The organism is Ruminococcus sp. RTP21484sp1_RTP21277st1_D2_RTP21277_210401, assembly GCF_040924225.1.
GTDB classification, from domain to species: Bacteria; Bacillota; Clostridia; order Lachnospirales; family Lachnospiraceae; genus Blautia_A; species Blautia_A faecis.
Genome location: NZ_JBCOMJ010000013.1, coordinates 26150 through 43275 on the forward strand (window position 1 = coordinate 26150; position 17126 = coordinate 43275).

At 38.4% G+C, this 17126-nt stretch carries 16 protein-coding genes; 4 read left to right on the forward strand and 12 right to left on the reverse strand.

What is annotated here, in order from left to right:
* Nucleotides 1-143 precede the first annotated feature (143 nt).
* Both AB5706_RS10315 and AB5706_RS10320 read left to right on the forward strand, forming a co-directional pair.
* Nucleotides 144-821: a helix-turn-helix domain-containing protein gene (locus tag AB5706_RS10315; protein ID WP_195477191.1), complete on the forward strand. Its 678-nt coding sequence runs from the start codon at nucleotides 144-146 to the stop codon at nucleotides 819-821.
* A gap of 32 nt (nucleotides 822-853) precedes the next feature.
* A complete protein-coding gene (locus AB5706_RS10320) occupies nucleotides 854-1720 on the forward strand; it encodes an IS3 family transposase (RefSeq protein ID WP_227200843.1) in 867 nt (288 codons plus the stop codon).
* Nucleotides 1721-1831: 111 nt separating this feature from the next.
* Here the strand turns inward: AB5706_RS10320 and AB5706_RS10325 are convergent, their stop codons facing one another.
* The 5 genes from AB5706_RS10325 to AB5706_RS10345 all read right to left on the reverse strand — a co-directional run bounded on the left by AB5706_RS10325 (nucleotide 1832) and on the right by AB5706_RS10345 (nucleotide 5044).
* The gene (locus AB5706_RS10325) at nucleotides 1832-2224 is read right to left on the reverse strand and encodes a VOC family protein (RefSeq protein ID WP_195408755.1); all 393 of its coding nucleotides are present in this window, start codon (nucleotides 2222-2224) and stop codon (nucleotides 1832-1834) included.
* Nucleotides 2225-2310: 86 nt separating this feature from the next.
* The gene (locus AB5706_RS10330) at nucleotides 2311-2847 is read right to left on the reverse strand and encodes a DUF3877 family protein (RefSeq protein WP_195408756.1); all 537 of its coding nucleotides are present in this window, start codon (nucleotides 2845-2847) and stop codon (nucleotides 2311-2313) included.
* A gap of 195 nt (nucleotides 2848-3042) precedes the next feature.
* The gene (locus tag AB5706_RS10335; protein ID WP_195408757.1) at nucleotides 3043-3837 is read right to left on the reverse strand and encodes a GNAT family N-acetyltransferase; all 795 of its coding nucleotides are present in this window, start codon (nucleotides 3835-3837) and stop codon (nucleotides 3043-3045) included.
* Nucleotides 3838-3993: 156 nt separating this feature from the next.
* Entirely contained in the window at nucleotides 3994-4494 is a 501-nt protein-coding gene (locus tag AB5706_RS10340) for a fimbrial biogenesis chaperone (protein WP_227200824.1), read from the reverse strand.
* Nucleotides 4495-4558: 64 nt separating this feature from the next.
* Nucleotides 4559-5044, reverse strand: coding sequence for an RNA polymerase sigma factor (locus AB5706_RS10345; protein WP_118577634.1), 486 nt, complete (start codon nucleotides 5042-5044; stop codon nucleotides 4559-4561).
* 177 nt (nucleotides 5045-5221) lie between these two features.
* Between AB5706_RS10345 and AB5706_RS10350 the strand changes: the two genes are divergently transcribed.
* Nucleotides 5222-5761, forward strand: coding sequence for a nitroreductase family protein (locus AB5706_RS10350; RefSeq protein ID WP_368366056.1), 540 nt, complete (start codon nucleotides 5222-5224; stop codon nucleotides 5759-5761).
* A gap of 114 nt (nucleotides 5762-5875) precedes the next feature.
* On the opposite strand, the gene AB5706_RS10355 is transcribed toward AB5706_RS10350, so the two are convergent.
* The 7 genes from AB5706_RS10355 to AB5706_RS10385 all read right to left on the reverse strand — a co-directional run bounded on the left by AB5706_RS10355 (nucleotide 5876) and on the right by AB5706_RS10385 (nucleotide 15746).
* Nucleotides 5876-6769, reverse strand: a complete 894-nt coding sequence (locus AB5706_RS10355) for a family 43 glycosylhydrolase (protein ID WP_226837449.1) — start codon at nucleotides 6767-6769, stop codon at nucleotides 5876-5878.
* 13 nt (nucleotides 6770-6782) lie between these two features.
* Nucleotides 6783-9269 carry an alpha-L-rhamnosidase gene (locus AB5706_RS10360; RefSeq protein ID WP_226837452.1) on the reverse strand — a complete coding sequence of 829 codons (2487 nt, stop codon included), beginning with the start codon at nucleotides 9267-9269 and terminating at the stop codon, nucleotides 6783-6785.
* 39 nt (nucleotides 9270-9308) lie between these two features.
* Nucleotides 9309-10745 (reverse strand): response regulator transcription factor, encoded by a 1437-nt coding sequence (locus tag AB5706_RS10365; protein ID WP_226837455.1) that lies wholly within the window; start codon nucleotides 10743-10745, stop codon nucleotides 9309-9311.
* A gap of 60 nt (nucleotides 10746-10805) precedes the next feature.
* The gene (locus AB5706_RS10370) at nucleotides 10806-12599 is read right to left on the reverse strand and encodes a sensor histidine kinase (RefSeq protein ID WP_368366057.1); all 1794 of its coding nucleotides are present in this window, start codon (nucleotides 12597-12599) and stop codon (nucleotides 10806-10808) included.
* A gap of 89 nt (nucleotides 12600-12688) precedes the next feature.
* A complete protein-coding gene (locus AB5706_RS10375; protein WP_187565250.1) occupies nucleotides 12689-13525 on the reverse strand; it encodes a carbohydrate ABC transporter permease in 837 nt (278 codons plus the stop codon).
* On the reverse strand, nucleotides 13522-14409 hold the full coding sequence (locus AB5706_RS10380) for a carbohydrate ABC transporter permease (RefSeq protein ID WP_187565251.1): 888 nt from the start codon (nucleotides 14407-14409) through the stop codon (nucleotides 13522-13524). Before AB5706_RS10380 ends, AB5706_RS10375 begins: the two co-directional genes overlap by 4 nt.
* Before the next feature lie 83 nt (nucleotides 14410-14492).
* Complete coding sequence (locus AB5706_RS10385; RefSeq protein ID WP_187565252.1) at nucleotides 14493-15746, reverse strand: ABC transporter substrate-binding protein; 1254 nt, start codon at nucleotides 15744-15746, stop codon at nucleotides 14493-14495.
* 228 nt (nucleotides 15747-15974) lie between these two features.
* Here AB5706_RS10385 and AB5706_RS10390 point away from each other — a divergent pair, with 228 nt between their 5' ends.
* Nucleotides 15975-17096, forward strand: coding sequence for a DUF362 domain-containing protein (locus tag AB5706_RS10390; protein ID WP_173773026.1), 1122 nt, complete (start codon nucleotides 15975-15977; stop codon nucleotides 17094-17096).
* Nucleotides 17097-17126 lie beyond the last annotated feature (30 nt).

Here is a 17126-nt window from a genome sequence, read left to right on the forward strand (position 1 = left end):
AGCAGTTAGCAAATATCCATGCATACATGACATCTTAATTCATAGCCAAAAAAACTGGGACTGTCGCACTTAGTGTGATATGCTCCCTTCTAGGTAGGCAAGTGAAATAATAAAAACTTGTCACTTAGGAGGGAGCATATTTTATGTCTAAAAGAAAAGTATCTGTTGCGGATAAGATATATGCTGTAAATCTATATCTGGATGGAAAAGAAAGTCAACGGCGAATTGCCGATATGTTTGATGTAAGTCTCGCATCTGTCCAACAATGGATTCGAAACTATGAATCTATGGGAGCAAATGCATTCACATTGAAAGGGAATAAAAAATATTCCAAAGAATTGAAACAACAAGCAGTCGTAGATTATTTAGCAGGCTATGGTTCTCAAGATGATATTTGCAAAAAATACGAAATCCGTTCAAAAGCTAAGTTACAAATCTGGATAAAGAAGTATAATGGTCATGAAGAATTAAAATCTTCTGGAACAGGAGGAAGCATTATCATGACCAAAGGAAGAAAAACCACTTTTGAAGAACGGGTTGAAATAGTACAGTATTGTATCGCACATAATCGTAATTATGCCAAAACAGCAGAACAATACCAGGTGTCCTATCAACAGGCTCGCAATTATATAGTCAAATATGAAGCTGGTGGAGTAGAAGCTTTAAGAGATAACCGTGGCAAACGAAAACGTCCCGATGAGATGAGTGAATTAGAAAAGCTGCGTGCTGAAGTTAAAATTTTAAAAGCAGAGAAAGAACGTGCTGAAATGGAGGCATCTTTTTTAAAAAAACTCGAAGAAATAGAGAGGAGGCGGGGCTAAGCCTGGTCCGTCATGAACATATATAGCAGGCAATCAAAGAAGAACATGAAGATCATAATTATTCAGTTGCTGCACTTTGCAAACTTGGTAATGTTTCTAGAGCAGCTTATTATAAATGGCTACACAGAGAAATTCCCAAAAGCGAGCAAAAGAATAGGTTTATTGCTGACGAGATAGAAAAGATTCACACAGACTCACCGGATAAAGGCTATCGAAGGATCAGAGATGATTTGGAACGATATCATGGTATTGATATAAACGATAAACGTGTGCTACGCATTTGCCGTAAACTTAATATAAAATCAACTATCAAGTATTCTAACAGCGGATGCACAAGACAGGCTGCAAACCCTCAGTATATAGCTGAAAACATACTTAATCGGGAGTTTACTGCCAAAGCACCAAATGAAAAATGGCTCACTGATGTGACAGAATTCCATTATTATATTGGGATTGAAAAGCATAAAGTTTATCTAAGTGCAATACTGGACCTATATGATAGACGGATTGTTTCGTATGTTATTCGTGATAAGAACAACAATGCTTTGGTGTTTGATACGGTAGACAATGCTTTACTTAGAAATCCTGGTGCGCAGCCACTGTTTCACAGTGACAGGGGATTCCAATATACGAACAGGACATTTCATACAAAACTTGTAAATGCTGGAATAATACAAAGCATGTCGCGAGTTGCTAAATGTATCGACAATGGACCAATGGAAGGCTTTTGGGGGATTTTGAAGAGAGAGCGATACTATGGAAAACGATTCACTGATAGAGGTACTCTCGTAAAAATGATCGAAGATTATATAGATTACTATAACAATAAACGCTTACAAAGGAATCTCGGAATTTTAACACCAATGGAAAAACACGAAATTTACTTGCAAGCCGCATAAAAACTGCCAGCAGATAAATTTCTGCTGGCAGGAAAAATTTATATTTTTTCAATTGTCTACTTGACGGGGAGCGGTTCAGTGTGACAGCCCCTTTCCTGTTGTAAATATCCTTTATAAGTACTGACTGAATTCAACCTTCTCTTTGTTCGGACCTTCAATAGTGAAAAACTTTACTCCATTTTCCCAGAATGGTAAAAAATGAATACTGTCCTGTGTGGTATTCAAACCAGCCTGGTTAATGTACTGATAAATTTCTTCTATATCCTTAACATCGAGTGCAACATGATCAATTGCTCCAGCACGAAAGACTGCTACATGATTCTCATAGGCTTCCACAACCAGAGTTCCAAGCTTCAGAAATACAACCTTCTCGTCCGCCTCTTCATTAACTGTTTCAAAAACTGTTTCAAAACCCAGTTTATGGTAAAAATCTACAGTTTTATCAATATCGTTCGTTGGAATTCCAATGTGCTGGACACCTGTTGAATAGTTTTTCAAATCCATTTCGATTTCCTCCTTTGTAATGAACAAGCAACAGCTTTTTTACAATATACGCACAAGTTTTCTTGTTTGTCAAGATTTACGCTTGTTCAAAATCCAAAATCCTCATAATCCTCTGGCAGAAATCTATGGTAAATAAAGTGAAATCCCTCGTCCTTAAAGCAGTAATAGTACGTATCGTCTGCCTTATCCAGAAAACGGATATAGAAATCAAATTCCCCATTGTCCATTTCCTGGCTTTCTGTTTTTTCCCAGTAAGAAGCAAACAGGTCAAGTAATTTTACCTTCGTACATTCATGCTTCTGAACCAGTTCAATAAGTACTTTAATAAATTCATTCTCTTTCATATTCTCATGTACATAAACGCTTCCTGGCTCCGGTATATAAAAGCAGAATCTGTCCCCTTTATGAGACACCCTCACTTCTCCCAGTTTGGATGTCAATTTTTCCGGCAGGTTCTGGAGACGGGCTGCCATTTCATCTGCGCTGTCCTGTGCCAGGAAGAAATGATTCAGGGAAGACAGCGGATAATATAAGTGAATCTTCTCTTCTTTAAATCCAAGCTTAGCCTGTTCTTCCTTTATTACATCTATTAAACTGTTTTCCAGCTTCTCAAATCCAGTCATAAGTTCTCCTACTTCCACTAAAAAGCAGCCTTACATCCCATTCTTTCAGCCGAATGCTTCCGCCACTTTTTCAATCAGTTGACATTTTTCTTCTATTGTGAGTGTTTTCTTTTATTTTTTATAACAAAAATCACAATTATATAACATTTTGTTTCAGCATTTCATATTCTATCATACTTCCAGGTTCGCCGCAACTTACTTTTTCACTTTATAAACCACATACTCATGGCTGAAATGATACCCCAGTTTCTCTGCCAGTCCTACTGACATTTTGTTGGCTGCATCCCAGTTTGGATAAAGCCCGCGTTTGTCACACTCCAGAAGCAGCCGCGCCGCTCCGATATATGCAAGACCTTTTCTCCGGTAGTCCTCACGGGTTACTACCTCAATTTCAATTCCACCATGACATCCAAGATTCTCGTCACTTCTTCTGCCATAACCAGAATAAGAGGAAATTCCGGCGACTACTTCCCCGCCCGTTAAAATGCAAACACCAAGTCCATACTCTTTGTATTGACTATAGCTTTCGTAGTTTGCTGTCAGATCCTTACTCCACTGTGTATCTCTGCAAATTTCAAAAAGCTCCTGATCGATCAGTCTCATCTCATACTCTCCTGGCAAACTCTGTGCTACCTTCTGAAGCTGCTTTAAATCAAAAATCCCAGGTTCCTTTTTGATTGCATAACGGAGCGCTTTCTCTGCCTTCTCCCCGTAACACTCCACAATCATCTGTGCCCAGTCATCATTTTGCGGAACCAGAATCACTTCCTCTGATGCACTATTTGTCAAAGCTCCGGAAATGATCTCTGATTCCGGTTTTCCACTCAGGAAGCAGAAATCCCCAAGCATAACAACACCACTCTCCGGTTTTTCCAGAGAATCCACATATATTTTCCCCATCACTCCCTGCAATGCGGACCAGACCACACTATCCTGCCAGCCTGCAAAAAGAGCACTGGCTCTGCCCGTTTCTATTAATTCATAAATCATATTCATCCCCCTTACGTAAATCAGGCGAGAGACCTTTGCCCCTCGCCATCCTTGCTTAATTCAATTATCTAAACGAACATGTCGGTGACATCACCATATATGAAAGTCAGCTGTTCCACGCCTACCAAACGCTTTAGAGCGTGTTTGAAAAAAGCTCTACGGTTCTATATATTTATCATTTGAAAAAGTGTACCCATTCTTATATTTCACCGTTAAATAGAATGTCTCTTTTCCATCTGTAACCTTTACAAAACAAACATTATTATCATCAAATTTGTCGGTAATGTCAATACTCTGATTATGAAAATAAACCCATACGCTTCCATCTTCTTCGTATTCTACATCAGGAGAATTGATTTCCTCCATAAGCTCTTCCGCTGTAAGAGCGCGCTGAGTTCCGTCAGCATCAATAGATACTCCACCGCCACCGGTTTGATGAAGTGTGCCATCCTCATTATAGTATTCCATAGTATAAGTACCGTCATTGGAAACATCTAAGGTCGCCTGTGTCTGATCACCATGAAGCCAGATCTGAACCGTGCGCTGGATACCTCCAACATTCGCTGCATATGCAGTACCGGTTCCTCCAAGGATAATACAGCCTGCAATCACTGCAGCTGCAGTTTTCATTTTTGTTCTTTTCTGTAATTTTGCCATATTTTCAACCTCCTGTAATGAGCCCTTTGAAGTCTGCAATACGGAAAAAGCTTTTTTATATTTTTCACCATTCGTCATTTTCCCATTCCTCCTTTAAAGAATCCTTAAGCAAGGCTCTTCCCCTGGAAAGCCGAACCTTTACATTGCTTTCTGAAAGCTTCAGGATTTCGGCTATTTCCCTGACGAGATAATCTTCGTAATAAAACAAGTGAATCACAATGCGGTACTTGTCCGGAAGCTTCATTACCTCTTCAAACAAATCTCTTGACTGGGAATCTGGAAAAGAAAGAGTTTCCATATAATCCTCCAGAGAGCATTTATTTTTCTTCCAGAAAGTCCTGTTTATATTTTTCGCCTTATTGATAACCACACGAAGGAGCCATGCCCGGATGTGCTGCTCATTTTCAAATTCTTTTCTGCTGGTGTAATACTGAACAAACGTCTCCTGAACAGCATCCTCCGCATCCATCTGATTCTGACAAATATTAAACGCTGCGGTAAAAAGATTGTTCTGGTAGAGCTGGATCAGCTGTTGAACTGGTTGTCTCATGAGAACTCCTCTGGCTGCTGATCAGTATGAAAAGCAGCGGTCTGTTATTTTCTTGTGTCGGGTACCTTCACTAATTATACAAATAAATAGGGAGAAAGGTTACAAAAAATTTTAACTTTTCACATCCAATGAATTATGCTAAAATACAGCCAAAACATACTTTAAGGGGGCTTTTTCATGGAATTTCAGACACTTATTGAGAACAGAAGATCTGTGCGTAAGTACAGTTCCCATACAAATGTTACTAAAGAGCAGATCCAGCAGCTTGTACAGGCCGCTTTGGAAGCGCCATCATGGAAGAATACAGAAACAGGTCGTTATTACTGTGTTTTATCAGCGGACATGAGTCAGAAGCTTCGTAAGGAATGCCTGTGTTACGCTAATAACGATGTAAAAACTGAGCATGCAGCTTTAATCGTCACCACCTTCGTACATAACCGTGCCGGTTTCCAGACAGACGGCACTCCTGATAATGAGATTGGAAATGGATGGGGCTGTTACGACCTTGGTCTTCAGAACGAAAACCTGATTCTGAAAGCCACAGAGCTTGGTCTTTCCACTCTGATTATGGGACTTCGGGATGGGGACAAAATTCGTGAAATGCTTTCTATTCCGGAAAGTGAAACCATTGTTTCCGTTATTGCTGTAGGAAAAGCTGATGAGGAACCAAGCCGACCGAGGCGTAGAGAGCTGGAGGATGTATTAAAATTCTACTAATCTCTATTTTGACAGCTATATAATCCGACTTCACGAACCTAAAATGTCAGAAAACCCACGAGATTATCACTTTAATCTCTTTTTGGATTTTCTGACATTTTTACTTACATTTCTTTACTCTGTCACTTCAACTTTTTGAAACAAACCATCCTTAGACAAATCCATCCAATCCAGACAAATCTCTCTGAATGCACCTCTGTCCCAACCATCTACTCCTTCTGGAAGTGAATGGGAAAAGCGGTGATACGCAATCAGATATCTTCCCGTTTTCGGATCTTTTATCATGCCATGATGACCAGTCCCCAGAATATTTTTCTCCGTATTTTTATGTAAAATCGTTCCAAGAACCTTTACCGGTCCTGTTGGTGAATCTGAAATTCCATAATTCACATGATAATCCTCACTTCTTGTATCATCGCATGACCATGTAAAATGATACTTTCCCTGCTCATAAACTGCCATAAATGCCTCCCGACAGTCAGCCTCTCCCTCATAAATAATATTTTTCATACTTCCCGGAACAATAGTACACATGTCATCTTCCAGTTCCATTACCGCTGGTGTTTTGGAATTTCCAAAGTAAAGATAGTTTCTGCCATCATGATCTGTTAAAACATACGGATCAATAACCTGATCCAAAGTTACTCCATTTTCCAGCTTTTCCATAGACAAAAATGGTTCTTCCACGGACAGGTTTTCAAAAGGACCATATGGATGCTCTGCAACTGCTACTCCTATATTTTTTTCAGCACAATAATAAAGATAATATTTTCCGTTTTTATATCCCACTGTAGGTGCCCAGGCAAAGTCCTTTGCCCACTTTGAATTCCATGTTATGTTAAAAATTTCTCCATGATCAGTCCAGTCCTTCAGATTATCTGAAGAAAAGCATTTAAAAGAAGCACCATGCCATTTATTTCCATCCGTAGTTGGATAAATATAATAACGTCCTTCAAAATAGCGAATATCTGGATCAGCATAATATCCTGAAATAATTGGATTACTCATATTTTCTCTCCTTTTAAAGCTCGATTTCATAGTTGCCGCCCTTCCAGACAGCTTTCTTTTCTCCATAGACAAAGTCTGCATTCGCGGCTCCTGGCAGTTCTGCACTAAATAAAACCTTGTTTCCATTTTTCTTCCAATTTAATTTAATTTTCCCCCATACAGTCATATAAGTCATTTCTGCATGAGTCATATCCGATGGAATAAATGGCATGATTTCTAAATGCACACTGCCATCTTTCTTTGGCTCCACTTTTCTTAAGCCACAGATTCCTTTTATAAACCATGGTCCCAGCGAACAAAGTGCAGGATGATTATGTGAATTCATTTCATTATGTACCAAATACTGCCATCTTTCCCATATAGTAGTTGCGCCCTTGGAAAGCATAAATTTCAGAGACGGATAATCTTCACGGCAGAAGAACTGATAAATAATATCATCTTTTCCAAGATCAGACAAACACTGATTGAGAATTCCAGATGTAAGGATTCCGGTTGGATACTGCACGGATCCTTTTGATTCAACCACCTGGAAAAGCATCTCCCGAATCACCTTTTCCCGAAATTTTTCCGGTACAATATCAAATTCCAAAGCCATAGCACTTGGAGCAACCGCTAATGTATCGCATGTTCCGTAATATCCAGTACCTAATGGATTATCCATGCATTTGCCATAATATTCACGGTTAATCGCATCTTTCAGATCTATTAGTCTGTTTTCATACAATTCTTTTCCCTGTGTATCTTCCAACACATTGGCAAACAGAATCAGAGACTCATAAAAATCAGCTAAAAATGAATTGGCGATCATCAAATTGTTTGCAAATTCCAAAGCCAACCAATCATTATAAAAATCGTAAGCCAAAAGTCCATTTACCAGTGTAGAATGAAGGTATGCCTCATACTTTTGCAAAGTTGGGTAATTCTCTTCTACCAGTTCTTTATCTCCTGTATACAGATAGGCATTTCGCAATGTCATATGATAGCCAACTTTCCAGATAAAGGTGTCTCTTGGCCATCCCGGTGCACCAGCCAAAGGCATGGAACCGTCCTTTTCCTGAGTATCCCGGATGTCATGAAACCATTTGCGGTAAAAATTAGTCAAATCAAAATGGAGCATTCCAAATTCAGAAGCCATACCTGCATCTGCCATCCATCCCTGACGCTCATCTCTCTGACAGCAATCGGTTGGAATAGAATGCATGTTACTGCGCATTGTCCATACCATTGCCTTAAAAATATTGTTAAAAGCTTCATCCGAGCAGGAAAACTCAGAAATTTCCTGATTGTCTGTATGTACAACTTTTCCAATAATCTGCTCTTCTTTTAATTCCCCAGAAAGGCCAGTAATTTCAGCATAACGGAAACCATGATATGTAAATCTCGGTTCATAGCATTCTCCGCCTCCTTTGCAGGTATAAATATCTGTAGCCTTTGCAAATCGGAGATTTTCTACATTTAATGATCCATCTGGATAGAGTACTTCACCATGACGAATTTTTATAACCGTTCCCTCATTTTCCTGTATAGAAAGACGTATCCACCCTGTAAAATTCTGTCCAAAATCTATAAGCCAGCACTCTTTCTGTTTCCAGATTTTTACTGGTTTCAACTCCTCTACCACACGAATTGCAGGTGTATAAGAATAAACAAGTTCCCCTAGTGGCTCCTTAGCTAAATATGCATTTTTCCAATCTGTTGCATCAAAACCTGGAAGATTCCAGCCATCTTGTTCCTTTCTGGCATCATAATGTTCTCCGTCAAATACACTTGATATTTCAATAGGTGACATGCTGGTTTGCCAGGTTTCATCTGTTCCCATAATCACTTTTTTACCATTTTTAAATGTAAGATGCATCTCTGCAAATCCAACACACCGACCACGGTAAAAAGCCTCACTGTAAACATCTTTTGCTCGCAGTTTTTCATCTAAAGGCCAATGTCCTCCCACCCATAATCCAAGAACATTTTCTCCCTTTTTCAGCTGTTCTGTAACATTAACTGCCGTGTACTCTACTGTCTTTTCGTACACTGTATAAGACGGAAAAAGTACCCTGTCAGTAATCCTTTTTCCATTTATATAGCTTTCTACATATCCCAGACCTGTAAAATACAGAATTGCTTTTTCCGGTAATTCCTCATCTAATGCAAAACTTTTTCGAAATACGGTTCCTCCGGTAATATACTGTGCTTTAAAATGATCCTGATCACTGATTCCAGTAGAAAATACGGCCTTTTCTTCTCCTGTTTCACCGTTTTCCAACGTCCACCTTAAGATCCACTGATACTCTGAATTTTCCTTAAGTGGTTTTGGTAAAATGTATTTTCTTTTCATTCCAGGTACGATTTTACTGTCAAAAACAATCTCATTTTCTTGCAAAATCTGAATCTGAAAGCTTTTCTGTGCTTCTGTTTCACCAACCATTTTCCAGGACAATTCTGGTTGCAGCTTGTCAATCCCCACTGGATTTACCAAACCCTCACAATACAGTTTTCTCGCCATATTCCTCTCCTTTTTTAGATTTTATATATTTTTATTCAATTACATATTCTTTTTTCTGTATTCTCCAGGTGACATTCCAAAATATTTACTGAATACCCTGCTGAAGTAACTGGTTTCTTCAAATCCAGCTCTTTTTGCTATATCATCTATTTTCTCTTTTGAATTTCTAAGCATCATCTCTGCCGCTTCCATTCTCACCTTCAAAATATAATCACTGTAATTAATCTCAAACTGTTTTTTAAAAAGACGGCTAATTTGATACTTACTAATAAAAAAATGCTTAGACAATGTAGTCAAAGAAATATCCTTTTCGTAATTAGTATCAATATAATGACGAATTTTTCTAACCACATCTTCATCCATCTGTACATCCTTAGGCGGCAGATCCAAGCGCATACTTAACATTAATCTCAAAAACATGTTCTTTACCCCTGCCGCATCTACAGAATGAAAAGAATCCATCACAGCATTGCTTCTCAGCTTTTTCAATGTTTCTACAAAATCAGAATTCAATTGGATCAAAAAACCATAGCAAAAATCCTGAACATAATTTGGATGCACGTTTCCTCTTTTGAAAATAAAAAATAGCTTTTCTACTGCTTGTTTCATTTCCTGTATATTTCCGGTTTCAAAGCTTTTATTCAGCTGTTCTGATAATTTCTCTGCTTCTGTTCCTTGATAATGAGTAAGATAACCACTCTCATAATAATAGGTTCCCGGGTTATAAAAGCTCTGTCGCAAAGCCTCTATACTTTCTGTAAATGCCTGTTGGAACTGTTCTTTTCCCAAATGAAAGGTTCCAAATCCAATCCTCATATCCACATTTTTGTCTTTCTGCGAGTCGTAAAAGCATTCCCATTCCTTTTGATTTTTCACCTCATAAACCCGAATTTCCAAATCCTCTACATCTGCACTGCAGAGAAACTTTACAGATTGATAGTTATTTTTCTCCTCACATTCAAACATAAACTTTGGAATATTTCCACTTTCACAACACACAATTCCATATCCCGTTCTCTCCAGTTCTTCCGGTACATATTCTGTGCCATCAGCAGTCTCATCCATATATTTCTGAAATGTTTGATAAATGCTTTTCTTCCGTATTTCCAAAATCTCACTGATATTTTGCCCTAACACTTTTTTTACTTCTCGAATATCAATAGGTTTCAGAAGATATTCTCTTACTCCAAACTGCATACATCTTTTTGCATATTCAAATTCACTAAATGCACTCAGAATCATAACCCGATGTTCAAAAGTAAATTCCTGGAGTTTTTCCAACAGCTCCAAACCATCTAATACGGGCATACGAATATCCAAAAGCATTAGTTCTGGCCACTCTTCCTTTATAATTCCCAATGCTTCTTCACCATTTCCAGCATGAAATACCTGTGTGATTCCAAGCTCTTCATAATTCAGCATGCGATCAAAAAACATATGTACAGAATTCTGGTCATCTGTGATTAAAAGCTTCATAGCACTTACTCACCTTCTTTAACATGTTTTTCAGCCTCTCTGATTCTCAGGTATAAATATTCAGGAGTGATTAATCAATGGTAGCTTAAGTTCAAATTTGGTTCCATACCCTTCTTTGCTCTCTATATAAACCCCATATTTTTCTCCATATTTCAAACGTATCCTCTGATGTATATTTCGTATTCCAATCCTACGATTATCAATCTCCGATATATTCAGATCCTCAATAAGAATTGCAAGCTGTTCCTCAGTCATTCCGGTACCATTATCTTCTATGCAAAATAAGAATTCGTCTTTCTTTTTTGACACAGAAAGTTTTATTAATGCGCCATGAGGATTTTCTCCAAAAGCATGCATAATACAATTTTCCACAATAGGTTGAAGCAGCATTTTGAGCATATAATAGCCTTCAATTTCCTCTGTTATCTCATATTTAACTTGAAGTTCTCCTTCATATTTTCTGGTAAATAATTCAAGATAGCTCTGAATATACTGAAGTTCCATACCGATAGGTACAATCTCCTCATAATTGTATAAACTGTATCGCAGCATCTTGCTTAAATCCACTATAATATCATTGGATTCTTCCACATTTCCATACACGATTTCTGTTTGCAGCTGCTGCAAAGTATTCATAAGAAAATGAGGATTTATCTGAGATTGCAGAGAGTAAAGCCTGAATTTGTTAATCAGAATCTGCGACTTATAATCCTTATCAATAAGAGAATTAAGTCTCTCTAAAAGTCCATTAAATTTATTTGCAATCTGTTCCAGTTCTTTATAATTATATCCTTCCGTCTCCAGAATCAGCTTCTGTGAATCTACTTTTTGTATATTATCTATTAATTTTTGTATAGGTCTTTTTATAGAACCACTGACCTTGAATGTAATCAGAAGATTCAGTATCAGACTACATAGAATAATCAATATCAAAAGCCAGATCATAGTACGAGTATGCCGAAAAATTTCAGACTGAGGAATATAAGACACCAACTTTAATCCCATAGACGTAGTCTGAAAACTTACAAAATGTTCTTTTCCATCTACCTTAGTCCAGAAACTTCCAGTTTTTTCCCTCTTCATGATCTCACGGTCTCTCTCTGACACCTTGAGCATACTTCCGATATCGGAATTATCACTTCTGCTCATGATAACTCCCTCTTCATTTAAAATCGCAACTTTTCCACTTTCTTCATAATTACTGGCACCCAAAACCTCAGCCAACTGTGTAATATCAAAGTTATAGATCAATGCTCCTGATACTTTTCCTTTGGAATTTTGCAGCGCAAATGAAATAGAAAAAGTTTTGTTTTTGGCTGTAATTGCCCTTTTTTTACTATAAAAATCCTGATTATGAAGTCCTAAAATATGAACATATACATTCCCGGTTGTATCCTTCGCCTTCTGGTACCATTCCTTAGACCAGTAATCATAATTTGCAGCCAGACCGTCCTGACCTATTGTTGTAAAGTAATAGCCATTGTCTGAAATCACTAAAATATCCTGTACTACCGAATTAAAAAGATCTGTTTTTTTCAGAATGTTATTCAATTCTCTGTTTACATCCAATTTATCCTGAATGGACATATTGGATTTACTGAATTTGTTCCAAAGATCACGGTAACTGGAAAAGCTGACCATTTGAGATGCAATATCATTAAATGTCTTATCCAGAGTATACACTGCCTGCTCTGTGATCATTTCACTGCTATCTTCTACCTTATTAATCAAAACCCTGGTAGAAATTCCAAGCATACAGATTCCAAACACTAAAAGCAGTAATGTATTGCAGATTAGATAATAATTTTGTACTGCTCCTATTAAAGAAGATTCTTTTTTTCTTTTCTTAAACATCTTTCATCACCACTTTTAGTGTACCACAGATTTAATTTTTCAGAACAAAAAACTTTTTAGCATAAAATTAACCCTGAAAGTGATTTTATTTATCCCTTTACGGCCCCTGCTGTCAGCCCCTTGATGATATTTTTCTGCATCAGCAAATAGAACACGACCACTGGAAAAATAGCAACTACAGACAAAGTCATAAATCTTGGCCAATCCACACTAAACTGTCCCTTTGCCCTAAAAATCTCCAAAACAATGGTACCTTTAGAACGAGTACTAAGGAAGATATTCGGAGCAATAAAATCGTTCCAAATCCACATTGTATTAAAGATTACAGATGTTGAAGTAATTGGTTTCATCAGTGGAAATACAATTCTGAAAAATACCATTGGAATGCTGCAGCCATCTACAATTGCAGCTTCCTGAAGCTCTCTTGGAATACTCTTCATGTAACCCACTGCAAGAAAAACCGTAAGTGCCGAACCGTTACAGTAGAAAATAATCATTCCAGCAACAGAATCAATAAGATGCAGAGTTTGCATCACTTCAAATAAGGACAAAAGAATTGCCTGGAAAGGAACCAAAAAACCAATCATCAGATAAATAGTAAATGCTTTATCCAGCTTACTTGCACGAAAAGCCAAAGGATATGCTGCCATTTCACCGATTACTACAATTGCAAGTACGGAGCAAACTGTAATTACTGCTGTGATTCCAAATGCACGATAAATCTGAAGATTTGTCAGAATGTCTTTATAGTTATCCAAAAACAACTGTGTAGGAAAAGCCGTAGGACTGAAAGACATCTCAGACATTGTTTTAAAGGTATTAATTACCATATAATAAAATGGATACAGGAATATAATACAGATCGGCAATAAAACAAGATCTGACAGATAAAATTTTTTCTCACGAATTTTTTTCTTCTTTTTCATGATATGTCTTCCTCCCTCTTACTCATTGCCATATATTGAATACCGGCAATCAACGCAACAATAATAATGAAAATCGTTGCCAGTGCCGTGGAAGCTCCATACTGCTTTTCTGACAAACCACGCTGAATGATAACCTGTGTAACAGTATAGTTGGAATATCCAGGACCTCCCTTTGTCAACGCATAAGGAAGATCATAAACCTTCAGTCCATTTGTAAGAAGCAGAAGAGTATTTACTGTAAGTCCAGGTGCGAGCAAAGGAAATGTGATCTTTGTAAACTGTTGCCAGCGACTTGCACCATCAATTGCTGCCGCTTCATAATATTCGTTTGGAATTGCCTGAAGATAGGCAAGATAAATAGTCGCATACCATCCTGTGCTTGTCCATACTGCGACTAATATAATACTAATTTTTGCCCCCCATTCTGTTGCTGTAAAACCAATAGGTCCTGCTCCAAATACTGCAAGTAATGTATTAAGTGCACCTGTTTTCATTGGGGAGAGAATATAGCCCCAGATATATCCAAGCAAAAGGCCACTGACAATGGATGGGAAAAAGAAAACTGCACGTTCTACAGATTTCAGTTTTGTATTTCGGTCCAGAAATACTGCCAGTGGAATAGCAAGAAGATTGATCAGAATCATTGTACAAAATGTATAAAAAATAGTATTAAACAAAGAATGCCTCATCATCTGATCTTTAAAAACACCGATAAAATTTTTCAATCCCACAAAATTATACTCATGGCTGATTCCATTAAAGTCTGTCACGCTATACATAATTGTTTTTACCAGCGGAATAATTGTAAACAAAGTAAAAGCAATAAATGCCGGTAAAAGAAATATTTCGTACTGAATTGCTTTTTTTAACTTCTTATTTTTCATATTTCTCCTCCAATTAAAATCCCCACAGCCGCTACCAGGAACATTTTTACCTGGCAGCGAACCGTGGGGTGTTTTCAATACACTTATTCAGCAGAAACTTCTGCCAGTTTGTCATCCAGTCTGGATGCGGCCTCTTCTGGAGTAATTGTTCCGGCCATACAATCCTGTAAGCTCTGTACATATGTCAGTCTTAATGATTCTGTATAGGAAAGCCAGTCTGCCATTGGAATATAATATTTTCCTTCTTTAACGCCTTCTACAGCATCTGTAATCTGTGCAGGAAGATCTGGTGTATATCCTTCTGCAATTGTAAAACCGCCATAGCCCTGATACTGTTTTTCAAGTCCCTCAGGAGATGCAGCAAAATCAAGAAATGCTTTTGCCAACTCTATATTTTCACTTGCAGAGTTGATACAAAGCCCTACATTTACTGCACCACAATAGTAATCTTCAGATGTTCCGGGTACCGGAATGCATTTGTAGTTCATATCTGGATTAATAGAATTAATGGTATCAAGGTTCCAGGAACCACTAAGAATCATGCCAACCTGACCGGTTGCAAATGCCGTAACAATTTCATCACTTGTAGAGCCAAGAAGATCAGAGCTTAAATACCCTTTATCAACAAGTTCTTTCCACATTGTAATTGGCTCTGTCCAGGTATCTTTAAAAGTCGTTTTTCCATCATAAATATCCTGTACAACGGTAGGATTCTTAGAAACCACCTCTGATCCATATAACGGAGCAGTGAAGTTTACTGCTGCATCCTGACAGTTATCCATAATTGGAGTAATTCCTGCATCCTGCAGTTTCTGACAATCTTCCAGAAGTTCATCCCATGTAGTTGGATCACTTTCAATTCCAGCCTGTTCAAACAGATCCTGATTAACAAGGATTCCACCTACCCAGCAGTCAACTGCCAACGCATAGGCTTTTCCATCTTTTCCATATGTAGTTTTTACAGAATCTGGAATAGTCCCGTCTGTCATATAACTTTCATCAGAAAGATCAAGGCAATAACCACCTTTAATCAAGTCTTCTCTGTTCTCAAGAGCCATATAAAAGATATCCGGACCTGCCCCTGAATATAATAGAGTTGAAAGCTTCTCAACATAATCCTGAACTGGCGGTGAATACTGGAAATCTACGTTCACATTTGGATATTTCTCCTTAAATGCTTCCAGTACCGGTGCTGCTTTTGTCTCATCGTACCAGGATAAAATGGTAAGTGTTCCAGATAAATCGGAATCGGCCTCCGCTGCTGATACCGTCATTCCAGAGAATGCTGACATTACCATACTTGCAGCAAGTGCTGCAGCCCACATTTTTCTTTTCATTTTTTTAACCTCCCTTTTATTATTCTTCTTTGTTGGTATATTCAGAATACACTTTTCCTGAATATTTTTAAATGTATTTTCTTGCAAAGTACTTTAAATATGTTGCACTTTTTTCTAATTTACGAAAACAGCTTGACATTTAAAGAATCAAAAGAATAATATAGTGTTAAACATTGGTGTTGCCATTGGCGCTATCGACATATATATAACAGAGAAATGAGGAATTTTATGGAAAAATCAACAGTATATTTCACCGACTTCCGCTGCAAAGTCGGCACAAGCCAGCTGGACAAGCTGAAAAAACTGTGTATCGCAGCCGGAATCAAAAACATTGATATGGATGGTAAATTCGTGGCCATCAAAATGCATTTCGGAGAACTTGGAAATCTTGCTTTCCTGCGCCCCAATTATGCAAAAGTAGTAGCCGATCTTTGTAAGGAGCTTGGAGGAATGCCGTTTCTTACTGATTGTAACACCCTTTATCCGGGAAGCCGCAAAAATGCCCTGGAGCACATGGATTGTGCGAATCTGAATGGTTTTAACACCATCACTACAGGCTGCCAGATCATTATCGGTGACGGACTTCGCGGTACAGATGATGTAGAAGTTCCTGTAGCGAATGCAGAGTATTGTCCAACTGCCAGAATCGGCCGTGCTGTAATGGACGCTGACGTATTCATCAGTCTTACTCATTTCAAGGGACATGAAGCCACCGGTTTCGGCGGCGCAATCAAGAATATTGGTATGGGCTGCGGAAGCCGTGCCGGAAAAATGGCTCAGCACAATAGTGGTAAACCAGTTATCGAAACAGACCTTTGCCGCGGCTGCAAACGTTGCGCAAAGGAATGCGGAAGTGACGCTATTACATATCCGGAGAAAAAAGCGGTCATTGATTATGATAAATGCAAGGGCTGCGGCCGTTGTATCGGTGCCTGCAGTTTTGATGCAATTCACAACCCGCACAGCAATTCCAATGAGCTTCTCTGCCGTAAGATGACAGAGTATGCACAGGCAGTCTGTCATGGACGCCCATGCTTCCATATCGCTCTGGTTCAGGACATCAGCCCTAACTGTGACTGCCACGGCGAAAATGATGCTCCGATTCTTCCGGATATCGGAATGTTCGCAAGCTTCGACCCGATTGCTCTTGATCAGGCCTGCGTAGATGCATGTCTTGCTGCAGAACCAATCCGCAACAGCCAGCTTGGCGACAATCTTGCGAAACCGGAATGGCATTGCCACCACAACCACTTTATGGATTCCAATCCGAATGTAGAGTGGGAAGCAACTCTGGATCATGGTGAGAAGATTGGACTTGGAACAAGAAGCTATGAACTGAAGAGAATTTAATTAATAAATTAGCTGCCGCATTATCAAAAC